This is a genomic window from Polynucleobacter sp. AP-Capit-er-40B-B4 (assembly GCF_018882245.1).
Taxonomy (GTDB): domain Bacteria; phylum Pseudomonadota; class Gammaproteobacteria; order Burkholderiales; family Burkholderiaceae; genus Polynucleobacter.
In genome coordinates this window covers 380,202-395,852 of sequence record NZ_JACVOV010000001.1, presented here as the reverse complement: position 1 = coordinate 395,852, position 15,651 = coordinate 380,202, and the positions used below count along the sequence as shown (strand labels likewise).

Genomic DNA, 15,651 nt, shown 5'->3' with positions numbered 1-15,651 from the left:
CTTTGTCGTCCACAAGTCCGACAAATTTAGCGGAGCGCTACGCATTCTTACAAGCCGAGCTCGCGCGCCTTGAGCATGCATACTATGTTTTAGATAATCCACTCCTGCCTGATATTGAGTATGACCGTCTCTATCGCGAGTTATTGGATATTGAAGCCGCTCATCCAGAGTGGATTACCCCAGAGTCTTTATCTCAGCGTGTAGGTGGGGCAGCTCTAAAGGAGTTTGATTCAGTCACTCATGCAGTGCCAATGCTTTCTTTGAATAACGCCTTTGAAGACGCTGAATTGATTGCCTTTGACCGTCGTTGTCGCGAGGCGCTCCACTCAGATCATGTCACTTATGCTGGTGAACTCAAGTTCGATGGCCTTGCAATCTCCCTTCGCTATGAAAATGGCTCATTAGTTACCGCTGCAACTCGTGGTGATGGAGCTAGCGGTGAAGATGTCACGGCTAACATCAAAACGATTCGCGCTATTCCGCTCAAACTCACTGGAAAAAACATTCCACAAGTCTTAGAGGTGCGCGGCGAGGTCTTTATGTATCTCGAAGACTTTGAGAAGATGAATCGACAAGCCGCAGAGTTGGGTGAAAAAGAATTTGCTAATCCTCGCAATGCTGCAGCAGGCAGCCTGCGTCAATTGGATTCCAAGATTACCGCTAAGCGACCTTTGTCTTTCTTTGCCTATGGCTTAGGTGCTCTAGAGCCTCAGTCTTGGTTGCCCAAAACCCATGCAGAACTACTCAATGCTTATGCGGAATTGGGTCTACCAGTTTGCTCTGAGCGCAAGGTATTGCACTCAGTTCAAGAAATTCTCAATTTCTACAATGAGATTGGTGCTAAGCGTGATTCCCTGCCTTATGACATTGATGGTGTGGTCTATAAGGTGAACTCCATTGCTGAGCAAGCTAAGTTAGGCTTTGTCTCGCGCGCCCCTAGATTTGCGTTGGCCCATAAGTATCCCGCTCAAGAAGCGCTTACTACCGTTTTAGGTATTGACGTACAAGTAGGGCGCACGGGCGCAATCACCCCAGTAGCAAGACTTGCTCCGGTAGAAGTAGGCGGCGTTACCGTCACTAATGCAACCCTACATAATGAAGACGAAGTTAAGCGCAAAGATGTACGAATTGGCGATACCGTTTCAGTACGCAGAGCAGGTGATGTAATTCCTGAAGTGGTTTCGGTAATTAAGGACCGCCGTCCAGTAGATGCAAAAGAATTCCAAATGCCAATTCGTTGCCCTGTCTGCGATTCTCATATCGAGCGCCTGGCAGATGAAGCTGTAGCGCGCTGTAGTGGCGGACTATTCTGTGGCGCTCAGCGTAAACAGGCTTTAATTCACTTTGCGCATAGAAGAGCTCTTGATATCGAAGGTCTAGGCGAGAAGATCGTTGATCAGTTGGTAGATCACAACCTCGTTAGAACTCCCGCAGATCTATACAGATTAGGCTTCACAGCACTGGCTAACTTAGAGCGCATGGGTGAGAAGTCAGCCGATAACCTCATTCAGGCAATCAACCAATCCAGAAATACCACGCTAGCCCGATTTATCTTTGCATTGGGTATTCGTCATGTGGGCGAGACTACCGCCAAGGATTTAGCAAATCACTATCAATCGATGCATGCCTTAATGGATGCCAATATGGAAGATCTGCTCACGGTCAAAGATGTTGGGCCTGTAGTTGCTGATTCCATCACGAGTTTTATGCAAGAGGCTCACAATCGCGAAGTGATTGAGCAACTCCTAGCATCCGGAATGCAACTCGCCGTAGAAGAAAAAGTGATTAGTGCTGCAGTAGCAGGTAAAACCTTTGTGCTGACCGGCACATTCCCAACAATGACAAGAGATGAAGCTAAAGATCTTTTGGAGAAGGCGGGTGCCAAGGTTGCCGGATCAGTTTCAAAGAAAACAGACTATGTAGTTGCCGGTACAGATGCTGGCAGCAAGCTCACGAAAGCAGAAGAATTGAGTGTTCCTGTGATTGATGAAGCTGCAATGCTCGATCTTCTTAAGTAATTACTTTTTGTGCATGAATATTATTTCTCAAATTGCCGTTCAGGCACGTAACACTATTCATGAGGCTCAGTGCAATGCGATTCTGGAGTCATCAAACCCATTTTCTCGCGCAACCATCCAGGGTCATATTACAGCTAGCGGTTTAGTAGTTAAGGATGGTAAGGCTTTACTAATTTTTCATCCTTATATCAAGCGCTGGTTCCAGCCTGGCGGCCATATTGATGAAGGCGAATCTCCGATTGCGGCTGCAATTAGAGAGGTTTACGAAGAAACTGGCTACGTCTGCGAACTAGACTCTGACAGTCAAGATCCGATTGATATTGATATTCACGAGATCCCTGAAAATCCTAAAAAGGGCGAGGGCGCTCATTTACATATTGATTTGCTTTATTGCTTGCGAGTCGTGCGACAAGAACAATCAGCAGAAGATATTGAATGTAAGTGGTTTGCTTTCAGTGATATCGAAAGCATTCGAATCCAGCGCACCTTGGCTAAACTCGCTTAAGCCCCCAAAGCCTCAAGTAATTCTGTCTCAAGCTGAATCTGTAGTTTAGGATTCTTACCCAAGTTGGCAGCATCTAAGAGTAGAACGTCTTCCACTCTTTCGCCAAGCGTGTTGATCCTTGCCGTATGAATCGATACTTGATGTTTGGCTAATACTCGAGAGATGGTGTAGAGCAAACCAGTGCGGTCGCTTGCTGATAGAGCGAGTGTGTAATATCTGCCTCGTTCATCTGGAACCATATGTACGCGTGGCTGAATAGGGAAAGTGCGCGATTGTCTTGAGAGGCGACCCATGCTTGGTGTTGGTAGTGGCTCACTATTGGTTAGTGCTGCCGTTAGCTCAAACTCGACCAGCTGAATAATGTCGCGGTAGCTGCCACCCTCATCTACCAAGTTGCTACCTGAGATTTGGAAGCTATCCAAGGCATAGCCGTGACGTGTTGTATGAATGCGAGCATCCCAAATAGAGAAGCCGTGTTTCTCAAAGTAAGCGCAGATTCTGGCAAATAAATCTTCTTGGTCTTTAACGTAGACAGCTACCTGCAGTCCCTCGCCAATCGGAGACAGTCTGGCCCTGACAATCGGCTGCTCACTATTTACTTTATTAAATAGGTGTCTTGTAAGCCAGGCAATATCGGAAGAGTCCTGCCTTAAGAAGAAGGCTACATCTAATTGCTTCCAGAATTCTTCGTAAGCATCATCATTAATGCCGTAAAGACGTAACTTTGCTTTTGATTCTTCTTGGTGTTGCGCTAATTCTGAGGAGGCATCTGGCTTAGCTCCACCTAATACTCTTAACGTTGCGCGATACAAGTCTTCAAGGAGTTTGCCTTTCCAGGCATTCCAGACTTTCGGGCTAGTGCCTCGAACATCAGCAACGGTGAGTAAGTAGAGCGCAGTGAGATGACGCTCATCACCCATCTTTTTAGCAAAAGCTTTCACGACATCAGGATCAGTGATGTCTTGCTTCTGAGCTGTTTGGCTCATATTGAGATGTTCAGCTACCAACCATATTAAAAGCTCAGTATCTTTTTTATCCAAGCCATGTTCTTTAGCGAACTTGCGTGTATCTGCCTTTCCTAGTTGCGAATGATCGCCCCCACGCCCTTTAGCAATATCATGAAAGAGGGCTGCAATGACGAGTAACCAAGGCTTCTCAAAGTGAGCAATGAGACTGCTGCAGAAAGGGAACTCATGAGTGTGTTCAACCACCATGAAGCGGCGCACATTGCGTAGCACCATCAGGATGTGTTGATCTACTGTGTATATATGGAACAGGTCATGCTGCATCTGCCCAACAATTTTTCTGAAGGCAGGAAGGTATCGCCCTAGTACGCTGCTACGATTCATCAGGTGGAAAGCACGGCTTACACCTTCAGGCTGCTTCAAGATCTCCATAAAAAGCGCGCGATTAATCGGGTCTTTGCGCCATTTGCTATCCATCTTAGTTCTGGCGTTGTAGAGCGCCCTGAAGATGGTTGCCGATAAGCTCTTTACATTAGATGTTTGGGCAAACACTAGGAAGGTTCTTAGAATTTGCTCTGGATGTTTTTGAAAGAGCTGCGGGTCGGTAATATCCAATACCCCTTGGCGCTCAATAAAATATTCATTACCTTCACCTGGAATAGGGTGAGTAGTTTTGGATTCCTGCGGGAAGAGAATAGCCTCAATGTTCTGCAATAGAACATCGTTCAATTGGGTTACCGCTTTAGCTGCCCAATAGTAGCGGCGCATGATTGCTTCGCTAGCAACCCTTGAGGATTCTTCTTCGATGCCCATAGATGCTGCTAAGGATGCCTGCAAATCAAAAGCCAGGACATCTTGTCTGCGTTTTGCTAGGAGGTGGAGGTTAGCGCGTAAGGTCTCTAAAAATCGCTGATTTCGATTAAGTTCAGTAAGCTCACGTTTAGTAACCAGTCCAGCCTCGTGGAGATCTTTGAAAGTGTCGCCCAAAAGCGCGGCTTTACTTACCCAGGAGATCACTTGTAAATCGCGTAATCCACCAGGACTCTCTTTGCAGTTAGGTTCTAATGAGTATGGAGTATTTTGATACTTGTAGTGGCGCTGAATTTGCTCTGCTTGCTTTGCTTGAAAGAATGCCTTTGGATCCATGGCTGCTTCAAATGCTTTGGTGAAGTCTTTGAATAGCTGTTTCTTGCCACAAAGGAATCGTGCCTCTAGAAGCGAGGTGCGTACGGTGACATCTTGTTCGGACTCGGACATGCATTCAGCGATATTGCGCACTGAGGAACCAATCTCTAAGCCCACATCCCAGCAACTGGCAATAAATTGCTCAACTTGCTTTGATAGGGCGATGGCTTGCTTTTCATCTTCCGGCAAAAGGATGAGGATATCGATATCAGAGTATGGAAATAAAGCATTTCTTCCATAGCCGCCAACAGCTATTAAAGTGGCTTCATTTTTTAAGCCGCAGCTATTCCAAAGATAAGCAAGCAGTTGATCGCTCATCTTGGTAAGTTGTTTGGTTAACTTACCTACTGACTGTGTTTTTTTAAACTCGTCGTAAGCGGTTTCGCGAGCAGCACGCAGGCTAGCTGCATCAGTGATATTGCCGGCTGCCCGAGGCTTGCTCATGAATTTATGCGCTTACTAGAGTTGGTCTAAAAGATAGGCCCTTTACACAATCAGGCGGGGGGTTGCTACCCTCGGACCAGGTCAGTACTTCAACGCCAGTTTGAGTCACTAGCAGAGTGTGCTCCCATTGAGCTGACAAGCTGCGATCTTTTGTTTTGACGGTCCACTGGTCAGGCATAGTGCGAATATCTCTTTTGCCAGCATTAATCATTGGCTCGATAGTGAATGTCATGCCGGCTTCTAGTTTTTCACCAGTACCCGGTTTGCCGTAATGAAGAATTTGCGGATCTTGGTGAAATACTTTGCCGATGCCATGACCGCAGTATTCACGAACTACTGAGTAGCCAGCTTTCTCAGCATGAGTTTGAATGACATAACCAATGTCACCCAAAGAGGCTCCTGGTTTAACTTGAGCAATACCAAGCCACATGCATTCAAAAGTAATTTGGGTGAGACGCTTCGCCATGACAGAAACTTCGCCCACCATGAACATGCGACTGGTATCGCCGTAATATCCATCAGGGGTAATAACGGTGATGTCCAGATTTACTACGTCACCAACCTTCAAAACTTTGTCGCCAGGAATGCCGTGGCAGATCACATCATTTACTGAGGTGCAAATTGAAGCTGGAAAAGGAGGGTAGCCGGGGGGCTGATAGTTCAATGGAGCGGGAATGGTTTTTTGGACATCGCGCATGTATTCATGGCAAATGCGATCCAGCTCTCCAGTGGTAATCCCGGCTTTGACATGAGGGGCCACATGATCTAGAACTTCGCTGGCTAAGCGGCCAGCTTCGCGCATCCCTTGGATGTCTTTTTCTGCGGTAAATACACTATTCATGCCTTGATTATCAACGACTTGGAGAGTTTTGGTTTGCTCCAATTGCCTAAAAATTAAGCAAATATCCCATTTTTAGGGCATCTGAAGGCTATTTTGGGGGTTGACCCCTTTTTCTGCCTGAGGGCGAAGGCGGCTAGAGCATTGATATTTAAGCTATAATTTTGGTCTCAGGTCTATTTTGGACTTGAAATCGCGAGTTGAGCCTTCCAGGGTGGCGTTTTTTAGCGCAGCTAGGACTCAACTTTAGAACCAACCCTTAGGAGAAGTTATGTCAGTAACTATGCGTCAAATGCTGGAAGCCGGTTGCCATTTTGGTCACCAAACTCGCTTCTGGTCCCCAAAGATGGCCCCATTTATTTTCGGTCATCGCAACAAAATCCACATCATCAACTTGGAAAAAACATTGCCAATGTTTCAGGACGCCCTGAAATTTGCAAAACAAGTTGCTGCTAATCGTGGCACGATTTTATTTGTTGGTACTAAGCGCCAATCACGCGAGATCATTGCTGAAGAAGCTGCTCGTGCTGGTATGCCTTACATCGACAGCCGTTGGTTGGGCGGTACGCTCACTAACTTCAAAACTGTTAAAGGTTCCCTCAAGCGTTTGAAAGACATGGAAGTTGCTAAAGAAGCTGGCGACTGGGAAAAGCTTTCCAAGAAAGAAGCTTTGACTAATGACCGTGATCTCGACAAATTGCAAAAAGCGCTTGGCGGTATCAAGGATTTGAACGGCGTTCCTGATGCGATTTTCGTAGTGGACGTTGGCTATCACAAGATTGCCATTACTGAAGCTAACAAGCTTGGTATTCCAGTGATCGCTGTTGTGGATACCAACCACTCACCAGAAGGTGTTGACTACATCATCCCTGGTAACGATGACTCAAGCAAAGCTGTAACCCTCTATGCACGTGGCATTGCTGACGCAATCCTCGAAGGCAAGGCTAACTCTGTTCAAGAAATCTTGACAGCAGTTAAAGAAGGTGAAGAAGAGTTTGTTGAAGAAGGGAACGCTGAATAATGGCCGCTATTACCGCTGCAATGGTTGGCGAGTTACGCGCCAAAACTGATGCTCCAATGATGGAGTGCAAAAAAGCTTTGACTGAGGCTGATGGTGATATGGCACGTGCAGAAGAAATTCTGCGTGTAAAGCTTGGTAGCAAAGCTGGTAAAGCAGCTTCTCGTGTAACTGCTGAAGGTATCGTTGCTGCTTCTATCAATGGCACTACTGGCGCATTGTTAGAAGTGAACTGTGAGACAGATTTCGTTTCTAAGAACGATGACTTCTTGGCATTTACAAACGATTGCGTGAAGTTGGTTGCTGAAAAGAACCCAGCTGACGTTGCTGCATTGTTGGCATTGCCATTGAATGGTCAGACTGTTGATGAAGTTCGTAGCGCATTGATCGGTAAGATCGGCGAGAACATCATGCCACGTCGCTTCAAGCGTTTTACTGGTAGCAGCAAGTTGGTTTCATACCTCCATGGCACACGTATTGGTGTAGTGGTTGAGTTCGAAGGTGACGACACTGCCGCTAAAGACGTAGCAATGCATATCGCTGCGATGAAGCCAGTGGCTTTATCCATGGCCGAAGTTCCTGCTGAAGCGATTGCTGTTGAGCGTAGCGTTGCTGTTCAAAAAGCTGCTGAATCTGGCAAACCACCAGAAATCGTTGAAAAGATGGTTGAAGGCTCTATTCAGAAGTACCTCAAAGAAGTTTCTTTGTTGAACCAGACTTTCGTTAAAAACGACAAGCAAACTGTTGAGCAAATGCTCAAGGCTGCAAATACAACAATCAAGGGTTTCACCATGTTTGTTGTAGGTGAGGGCATTGAGAAGCGTCAAGACGACTTTGCAGCTGAAGTTGCTGCACAAGTAGCTGCCGCCTCTAAAGCAACTGCTTAATTAGCCAGTTTGGGGCTTGCCCCAGCCGGTCGGCAATACCCTAAAGGGCGCAGAAACTAAGGTTTCTGTGCCCTTTTCTTTGGTCCCTCCCAAGCCCTTTATAATTCGGCTGAGATATTAAAAAGCGCTTAAAGATCAATAAGCTAAGTAAGTTAATTACTTGGCAAATTACGGAAAATTAAAAACATGCCAGCCTACAAACGAGTCCTCCTAAAACTATCTGGTGAAGCCCTTATGGGTGACGATGCTTTCGGCATTAACCCAGTCACCATTGATTCCATGGTCAAGGAAATTGCCGAGGTTGTGAATAGCGGAGTGCAGCTAGCGATTGTGATCGGCGGCGGCAATATTTTCCGCGGTGTTGCTGGGGGTGCTGCAGGGATGGATCGCGCAACTGCCGATTACATGGGCATGTTGGCAACCATGATGAATTCTTTAGCGCTGCAAGATGCCTTGCGTCAAAAGGGTGTTGAAGCACGCGTGCAATCTGCTCTGCGCATGGATCAAGTCGTTGAACCTTATATTCGTCCTCGTGCAATTCGTGCGATGGGTGAAGGCAAGGTGGTGATCTTCGCGGCGGGTACTGGCAATCCATTCTTTACAACCGACACAGCGGCCGCTCTTCGTGGCGCTGAGATGGGTGTCGAAGTGATGCTCAAGGCTACCAAGGTAGATGGTATCTATAGCGCAGATCCAGTAAAAGACCCAACAGCTACTTTATATAAAACCATTACGTTTGACGAAGCATTAATCAAGAATCTACAAGTGATGGATGCAACTGCATTTGCGTTGTGTCGTGATCGTAAATTACCAATCAAAGTATTTTCAATACTCAAGCCAGGCGCATTAATGCGTGTAGTGCAAGGTGAGCCTGAAGGTACTTTGGTGCACGTTTAATAGGAGGCCTGATGTCTGCAGCAGAAATTAAAACCACTACCAATCAAAAGATGGAAAAGTCTCTTGAGGCTTTGAAAACCAATTTAGCCAAGATTCGCTCTGGCCGAGCCAATCCAGGAATCCTGGAGCACATTCATGTGGATTACTACGGTAACCCAACACCATTAAGTCAGGTTGCTAGCTTGGGCTTAGCCGATGCACGCACAATCAATGTTCAGCCATTTGAGAAGACTATGGTTGCTGCCATTGAGAAGGCAATTCGTGATTCTGATTTAGGTCTAAATCCAGCTTCTCAGGGCACTGTAATTCGTGTTCCAATGCCTGCTTTGACTGAAGAGCGTCGTCGTGAGTTAACAAAGGTTGTGAAGAGCGAAGGCGAAGATACTAAGATTGCTGTGCGTAATTTGCGTCGTGATGCGAATGAGCATCTCAAGCGTTTAACCAAAGATAAAGAAATTTCTGAGGATGACGAGCGTCGTGCTACTGATGATATTCAGAAGATGACTGACAAAGCGGTAGTTGATATTGACAAGATCATCGCTGAAAAAGAAAAAGAGATCATGACGGTTTAAAGGCCTGATTGAACTTCAGATTCTAATGACTCAACACTCCAGTTCAACCCTAGCCATTCCAGAGGTCAGCGCTGTACCTCGCCATGTAGCAATCATCATGGATGGTAATGGGCGCTGGGCTAGTAAACGGATGATGCCTCGTGTGGCAGGACACTCCGAAGGTTTAGGCGCCGTTCGCAGAATTGTTCAAGAGTGTCGCAAACTTGGGGTGGAGTATCTAACTGTATTTGCTTTCAGCTCTGAGAACTGGCGTCGCCCACCTGAAGAAGTGGGCTTTTTGATGAAGCTATTTTTAAAGTCTCTTAAGGGTGAAGTTTCCCGTCTTGCAGAAAACGATATTGCTCTGCGATTGATTGGCGACTTAAGTCGTTTTGATACCGCCATTCAAGAGATGGTGGAATTTTCTGAGAAAAAGACCGCTGGTTGCAAGGGTCTCACTTTTACGATTGCCGCAAACTATGGTGGCCGCTGGGATATTTTGCAGGCAATGCGTCAATGTATTGCGGCAAATCCCAATTTGAAGCCAGAGCAGGTCACCGAGGAGTTGCTTCAACCCCATCTTTCGATGGCTTACGCTCCAGAGCCGGATTTATTTATTCGTACTGGTGGCGAACAACGCGTCAGTAATTTCTTGTTATGGCAACTAGCTTATACCGAGCTGTATTTCACAGATATCTTGTGGCCTGATTTTGATGAGAAAGAATTACACAAAGCGTTCGACTGGTTTAGTCAGCGCGAACGCCGTTTTGGTCGTACCAGTGCTCAGCTTGCATCGCAAGCGATGAGCGATGCAGTTTGATGTAGTTCATTGCTAAGCTAATTCCCATGCTAAAAACCAGAGTTATTACCGCCCTTGTCTTATTGGCGGTTCTTCTGCCTATTTTGTTTCTACTGCCACCAATTTATATTGGCGTCTTCTTCTTGCTGACTTTGATGGTTGCTGCTTGGGAGTGGAGTCGCTTACTTGCTCCTGAAGCAGGTCGCGCAGCCTGGCTGTATGCTTTATTTTGCTTGGTCATTATTCTGTTTTTACTCGGCATGCAAAATGCCTCCTGGCAGTTTGCTTTATTGCTGCTAGCAGTTGTATTTTGGTTCTTTGTTGCGCCATTTATATTGGCCAAAGGAATGAATCTTTCTTTGCAAAAGCTACAACCTTTTTATGTCGTACTTGGCCTCATATTGCTCCCGGCAACTTGGTTTGCATTGGTGTTCCTACGCGAGCTAGGCCTGATCTTTTTGCTGAGTACGATAGCTTTGGTTTGGGTCGCAGATATTGGCGCCTACTTTGTGGGGAAGGCCTTTGGTAAGCGTAAGCTTGCAGCGCAAATTAGTCCGGGTAAATCTGTTGAAGGTGCGGTTGGTGGCTTAATACTTTGTTATGTTTATGCATTTGCTTGTGTCTACTATTTCTCCTTTGAATCTACTTTATTCGGCGCCTGGGCAATTCGCTTTGGTTGGATTCCAATGTTCTTAATGGTCACGGTACTAGTAGCCTTCAGTATTTTTGGTGATTTATTTGAGTCTCAACTCAAACGCTTGGCAGGTGTTAAAGATTCCAGTCATTTATTGCCCGGTCATGGTGGGGTATTAGATCGCGTAGATGCCTTGATACCAACGATGCCGATCGCGGCGCTCTTAGCAGGGTTTATCTGATGTCAGTAAAGCAGGTCGCCATCCTAGGTTCAACGGGATCTATCGGCGTCAATACGCTGGATGTGATCCGAGCGCATCCAGGTCGTTTTAATGTGGTTGCGCTTACTGCAGCCAAGCAAGTCGATTTACTTGCTCAGCAATGCGCAGAATTTAAGCCGTCTATTGCAGTTGTATCTGATGCGGATGGTGCTGCTCGTTTGAGCAAGCTTCTGCTTGAGAAAAAAATCAATACTCAAGTTTTGTATGGGCCAGAAGCTCTGGTTAATGCTGTTACCGATTCTGATTGCGATACCGTGATGGCTGCGATTGTGGGCGCCGCTGGATTAGTTCCTGCATTAGCTGCAGCAAAGGCTGGCAAAAGAGTGTTGCTGGCAAATAAAGAAGCGCTGGTGATGTCTGGTGATTTGTTTATGCACGCTATGAAAGAGGGTGGCGGTGAACTGCTGCCAATTGATAGTGAGCACAATGCCATCTTTCAATGCCTACCCGAGCAATTTTCAAAAGAGCCAAATCCTCGACTTGGGGTTGAGGAACTTTGGCTAACAGCATCTGGCGGACCATTCCGAAATACGCCATTGGATCAGCTGGCGAACATTACTCCTGAACAGGCTTGCGCACATCCTAATTGGGTGATGGGCAGAAAAATTTCTGTTGATTCTGCAACGATGATGAATAAGGGTCTTGAAGTCATCGAGGCGTTTTGGTTATTCGGCTTGCCTTTGGAAAAAATCAAAGTATTGATACACCCGCAAAGCGTGGTGCATTCAATGGTTCGTTACCGCGATGGCTCAGTATTGGCGCAACTGGGTCAACCGGATATGCGCACCCCGATTGCTTATGGCTTGGCATGGCCAGAGCGCATTGATGCAGGAGTGGCGCCGTTGAGTTTGACGCAGTTAGCATCCTTGAGTTTTGCCGAGCCTGAGTTGACACGTTTTCCTTGCCTCTCCCTGGCCTTCGCTGCTGCCAAAGTGGGCGGTACCGCTCCAGCAGTTCTCAATGCTGCAAATGAGATTGCGGTAGCGGCATTTTTGGATGAAGGCTTGCCATACTTACAGATTCCAGTTGTGGTGGAGAAGGTATTGAATGCTATCCCTGCATCCAGCGCGAATTCTCTTGAGGTGATATTAAGTATTGATGCAAGGGCACGTGAGGCAGCAAAAGAAGTGGTGAAGGATATTCTTTGCAGGCATTGATTACTCTCGCTGCCTTTTTATTAACTCTGGGCGTGCTGGTTAGCTTTCATGAGTTTGGACATTTTTTAGCTGCTCGTTGTTGTGGTGTTCGAGTACTTCGCTTTGCGATTGGTTTTGGTAAACCGATTTACACCTATCATGCAAAAAATAAAACCGAATGGGTGTTGGCCTCCATTCCACTCGGTGGTTATGTGAAATTGCTGGATGGAAGAGATCGTCAACAAGTTATTTCGCCGGCAGAAGAGTGCCAGGCTTTTGATAAAAAACCCCTTTGGCAACGTTCTTTGATTGTGGCTGCAGGCCCCTTCGCTAATTTTTTCTTGGCGATTGTTTTCTTTGCCTGTATTTATCTATCTGGCGCTCCCCAGTTGCCGGCCGTATTGCAGACTCCCCCTGAAAGTTCGGTAGCTGCCAAGTTGGGTGTCGCTGAGGGCGATCGGGTAATCGGCTGGCAGGATTTGGGTTCTCAGGCTGATAGCGTGCCCCTTTTTGGTGAATTCAAGCCTGTTCCCAGCTGGAATGCTTTGCGCTGGAATTTGATGGATGCCTTAACGGGGGAGGACGGCTTTGCGCTAGAGCTCCAAACCCCCTTGGGCGCTCGCTACATAAAAGCCTTTCATGCTAATGATTTACCCAAAATCAGCCCTGATAAGGACCCAATCATGGCTTTGGGCTTGCTACCTGCGCCTAGCCCACTAGAAAAGTGGCAGGAACTCAGATTAGGCCCTTTGGATGCCGTCATATTTGCTTCGCAAAGGGTATGGGTCATCACCAAGGTATCCGCAAGGTTAATGGCTGGTCTATTTACAGGGAGTACCTCCTTAAAGCAACTGGGCGGACCTCTCAGTATTGCGGATATGGCAGGCAAGACAGCTCAGGTAGGGTGGCAACCATTTTTAGCCTTTTTAGCACTTATGAGTATTAGCATTGGTTTGCTGAATTTGCTGCCTTTTCCGATGCTTGATGGGGGTCAGCTACTGTATGATGCATGGGAGTTGGTCGCCGGTAAGCGGATTTCGATATCAATGCAGGAACAGTTTCAAAAACTGGGCTTTATTTTGCTGATTTCTATGTCATTGCTGGCATTGTTTAACGATTTACAACGCTATATTTCGCCTTGAATTCTCTGACAATATCTTTCCGTATTTTTGCCCGTTTCATTGCCCACATCTCGGTTCTTTTTGCGCTTGGATTGAGTTTGAATGTTTCAGCGGCTGATTCTTTTGTGGTGAAAGATATTCGTGTTGAGGGTCTCCAGCGTGTCGAGCCTGGTACGGTATTTAGTTATCTACCTGTTCAAGTCGGCGATACCTTTACAGAAGAAAAAGGTGCTGAATCGATCAAAGCACTTTATGGCACTGGCTTTTTTAGAGACGTGCAGATCCAAGCGCAGGGCAGTGTTCTGATTGTGATTGTTGAGGAGCGCCCAACAATTTCTCGAATTGAATTTACGGGGATGAAAGAGTTCGACCCTGAGAACGTACGTAAATCACTGAAAACGGTTGGGGTAGCCGAAGCCCGTTTTTACGACAAAGCCATTATTGATAAAGCGGAACAAGAGCTTAAGCGTCAATACGTTGGTAAAGGTATGTACGCAGCAGAAGTGGTGGCTACCGTAACTCCTGTAGAGCGTAATCAAGTAGCGATTTACTTCAATATTGACGAAGGTCCAGTTGCCAAAATTCAAGAGATTAATTTCATTGGCAGTGAAGTATTCAGCGAAGGCACTTTAAGAAGTGAGATGCAGCTTAAAACAGGCGGCTGGCTATCTTGGTACAGCAAGGACAATCTTTACTCAAAGCAAAAATTAACCGCTGACTTAGAGTCCATTCGCTCCTATTATTTGAATCGTGGTTATCTCGAGTTTGTGATTGAATCAACTCAGGTGTCGATTACGCCGGACAAAAAAGGTGTCTACCTCACAATCAGTATTCGTGAAGGAAAAAAATTCACCGTTAAGGATGTGCGCCTAGCAGGTGAAACTCTTGGTAAAGAGGCAGAGCTAAAACAATTAATTGTTTTAAAGCCTGGCGATACTTTCTCGTCAGCACGTTTGACAGAGAGCACGAAGGCGATTGCTGAGGTCTTAGGCTCTTATGGTTATGCCTTTGCCACAATTAACCCACAACCCGATATTCGCCGTGATGTAGCCGAGGTTGATCTCACCTTGGTTATCGATCCGGGGCGTCGCATTTATGTTCGTCAAGTGGCCATTACCGGAAATGCTAAAACTCGAGACTTGGTGATTCGTCGCGAGATGCGCCAGTTTGAGAGCTCATGGTTTGATAGTGAAAAAATTGACCTTTCTAAAAAGCGCTTGGGTCGTTTGGGCTACTTTACAGAAACTGATATCACCACAGAGGATGTTCCAGGATCCCCCGATCAAGTTGACGTTAATGTGAAAGTAACGGAGAAGCCAACTGGTGCAGTGACTATCGGCGCAGGCTTCTCTTCAACAGAAAAATTGATCTTGTCTGCTGGCGTGAATCAAGACAATGCTTTTGGTACCGGCACGGCAATTGGTTTGAATGCGTCCCTGGGTAAGATTACGCAAAATTTAACGCTTTCTAATTACGATCCTTACTTTACTGAGGATGGCATCAGTCGCTATACCGATTTGTACTACCGCTCATCTAAGCCGCTGTACTACGCGGGCGATCCGGATTATCAAATTAAATCCGTAGGTTCGAATATCAAGTTTGGTGTCCCTTACACAGAAGTTGATCGCGTTTTCTTTGGAACTGGTATTGAGGTGTTTAGTATTTATGCCACTACCAACACGCCAATTCCTTACCAAAACTATGTCACTAGTTACGGTGGAACCGTGCCAGGACGTCTACAAACATACAACGTGCCCTTGACTGTAGGTTGGGCGCGTGATGGTCGTGACAGTACATTGATTCCATCAGAGGGTTCTTTGCAGCAGCTCTCCGGTGAGGTGGGCACTCCTGTGGGCGACCTTACTTTTTATCGACTCTTTGGCCAATATCAGAAGTACCACTCTTTCTCTAAAGGCAATATCTTGTCCTTTAACGGCGAGGTTGGATATGGTGAGGCGTATGGCAATAAACCATTCCCAATTACCAAAAACTACTATGTAGGTGGTATTGGTTCTGTGCGTGGTTACGCCCCTGGCTCATTAGGGCCTCAGTATTACAACACCGTCATCGGCGCTTACCAGCCTACAGGTGGCCAGTCTAAGATTGTTACGAACGTGGAATACACCTTCCCGGTTCCAGGTTCTGGCACAGATAAAACCCTGCGCCTCTTCACCTTCGTGGATGGCGGTAATGCTTTTGGGGAAAACATCAATTTAGTTCTGAGATACTCCTACGGATTGGGTTTATCATGGATATCACCGCTAGGGCCTTTGAAGTTCAGCTACGGTATTCCGTATAAGTCACTACCAACGGATAATATCCAGCGTTTACAGTTCCAAGTGGGCACAGCGTTTTAATTGTTTAAGGAAAGTT

The 15,651-nt window shown here is 46.4% G+C and carries 13 protein-coding genes; 11 read left to right on the top strand and 2 right to left on the bottom strand.

Features of this window, described 5'->3' with window-relative positions:
• Positions 1-2: 2 nt before the first annotated feature.
• Together ligA and ICN19_RS01875 are read left to right on the top strand one after the other, a co-directional pair.
• Positions 3-2,018, top strand: a complete 2,016-nt coding sequence (gene ligA, locus ICN19_RS01880) for an NAD-dependent DNA ligase LigA (RefSeq protein ID WP_216245272.1) — start codon at positions 3-5, stop codon at positions 2,016-2,018.
• Between the two features lie 13 nt (positions 2,019-2,031).
• Positions 2,032-2,523, top strand: coding sequence for an NUDIX hydrolase (locus tag ICN19_RS01875; RefSeq protein ID WP_216245270.1), 492 nt, complete (start codon positions 2,032-2,034; stop codon positions 2,521-2,523).
• Here the strand turns inward: ICN19_RS01875 and ICN19_RS01870 are convergent.
• Positions 2,520-5,117 (bottom strand): [protein-PII] uridylyltransferase, encoded by a 2,598-nt coding sequence (locus ICN19_RS01870; RefSeq protein ID WP_216245268.1) that lies wholly within the window; start codon positions 5,115-5,117, stop codon positions 2,520-2,522. The genes ICN19_RS01875 and ICN19_RS01870 overlap by 4 nt on opposite strands.
• A gap of 4 nt (positions 5,118-5,121) precedes the next feature.
• Entirely contained in the window at positions 5,122-6,000 is an 879-nt protein-coding gene (gene map / locus ICN19_RS01865) for a type I methionyl aminopeptidase (protein WP_304608687.1), read from the bottom strand.
• 226 nt (positions 6,001-6,226) lie between these two features.
• Here map and rpsB point away from each other — a divergent pair, with 226 nt between their 5' ends.
• The 9 genes from rpsB (at position 6,227) to bamA (ending at position 15,635) form a co-directional block, all read left to right on the top strand.
• The gene (rpsB, locus tag ICN19_RS01860) at positions 6,227-6,976 is read left to right on the top strand and encodes a 30S ribosomal protein S2 (protein ID WP_068322489.1); all 750 of its coding nucleotides are present in this window, start codon (positions 6,227-6,229) and stop codon (positions 6,974-6,976) included.
• A complete protein-coding gene (gene tsf / locus ICN19_RS01855; RefSeq protein WP_216245262.1) occupies positions 6,976-7,860 on the top strand; it encodes a translation elongation factor Ts in 885 nt (294 codons plus the stop codon). The genes rpsB and tsf overlap by 1 nt, the downstream gene beginning before the upstream one ends.
• Before the next feature lie 186 nt (positions 7,861-8,046).
• Complete coding sequence (gene pyrH / locus ICN19_RS01850) at positions 8,047-8,757, top strand: UMP kinase (protein WP_068322494.1); 711 nt, start codon at positions 8,047-8,049, stop codon at positions 8,755-8,757.
• A gap of 11 nt (positions 8,758-8,768) precedes the next feature.
• Positions 8,769-9,329 (top strand): ribosome recycling factor, encoded by a 561-nt coding sequence (gene frr / locus ICN19_RS01845; RefSeq protein ID WP_216187785.1) that lies wholly within the window; start codon positions 8,769-8,771, stop codon positions 9,327-9,329.
• 25 nt (positions 9,330-9,354) lie between these two features.
• Positions 9,355-10,128 (top strand): isoprenyl transferase, encoded by a 774-nt coding sequence (locus ICN19_RS01840; RefSeq protein ID WP_216245261.1) that lies wholly within the window; start codon positions 9,355-9,357, stop codon positions 10,126-10,128.
• 26 nt (positions 10,129-10,154) lie between these two features.
• Complete coding sequence (locus ICN19_RS01835; RefSeq protein WP_216245260.1) at positions 10,155-10,982, top strand: phosphatidate cytidylyltransferase; 828 nt, start codon at positions 10,155-10,157, stop codon at positions 10,980-10,982.
• Complete coding sequence (ispC, locus tag ICN19_RS01830; RefSeq protein ID WP_216245259.1) at positions 10,982-12,178, top strand: 1-deoxy-D-xylulose-5-phosphate reductoisomerase; 1,197 nt, start codon at positions 10,982-10,984, stop codon at positions 12,176-12,178. The genes ICN19_RS01835 and ispC overlap by 1 nt, the downstream gene beginning before the upstream one ends.
• Positions 12,166-13,299, top strand: a complete 1,134-nt coding sequence (locus tag ICN19_RS01825) for an RIP metalloprotease (protein WP_216245258.1) — start codon at positions 12,166-12,168, stop codon at positions 13,297-13,299. The genes ispC and ICN19_RS01825 overlap by 13 nt, the downstream gene beginning before the upstream one ends.
• Positions 13,296-15,635: an outer membrane protein assembly factor BamA gene (gene bamA / locus ICN19_RS01820; RefSeq protein WP_370625104.1), complete on the top strand. Its 2,340-nt coding sequence runs from the start codon at positions 13,296-13,298 to the stop codon at positions 15,633-15,635. The genes ICN19_RS01825 and bamA overlap by 4 nt, the downstream gene beginning before the upstream one ends.
• Positions 15,636-15,651: the final 16 nt, after the last annotated feature.

Excerpts from the sequence above, each read along its gene's own strand:
- ICN19_RS01875 (WP_216245270.1), top strand. The coding sequence starts at position 2,032 with ATGAATATTATTTCTCAAATTGCCGTTCAGGCACGTAACACTATTCAT.
- ICN19_RS01870 (WP_216245268.1), bottom strand. The coding sequence starts at position 5,117 with ATGAGCAAGCCTCGGGCAGCCGGCAATATCACTGATGCAGCTAGCCTG.
- rpsB (WP_068322489.1), top strand. The coding sequence starts at position 6,227 with ATGTCAGTAACTATGCGTCAAATGCTGGAAGCCGGTTGCCATTTTGGT.
- tsf (WP_216245262.1), top strand. The coding sequence starts at position 6,976 with ATGGCCGCTATTACCGCTGCAATGGTTGGCGAGTTACGCGCCAAAACT.
- pyrH (WP_068322494.1), top strand. The coding sequence starts at position 8,047 with ATGCCAGCCTACAAACGAGTCCTCCTAAAACTATCTGGTGAAGCCCTT.
- frr (WP_216187785.1), top strand. The coding sequence starts at position 8,769 with ATGTCTGCAGCAGAAATTAAAACCACTACCAATCAAAAGATGGAAAAG.
- ICN19_RS01840 (WP_216245261.1), top strand. The coding sequence starts at position 9,355 with ATGACTCAACACTCCAGTTCAACCCTAGCCATTCCAGAGGTCAGCGCT.
- ICN19_RS01835 (WP_216245260.1), top strand. The coding sequence starts at position 10,155 with ATGCTAAAAACCAGAGTTATTACCGCCCTTGTCTTATTGGCGGTTCTT.
- ispC (WP_216245259.1), top strand. The coding sequence starts at position 10,982 with ATGTCAGTAAAGCAGGTCGCCATCCTAGGTTCAACGGGATCTATCGGC.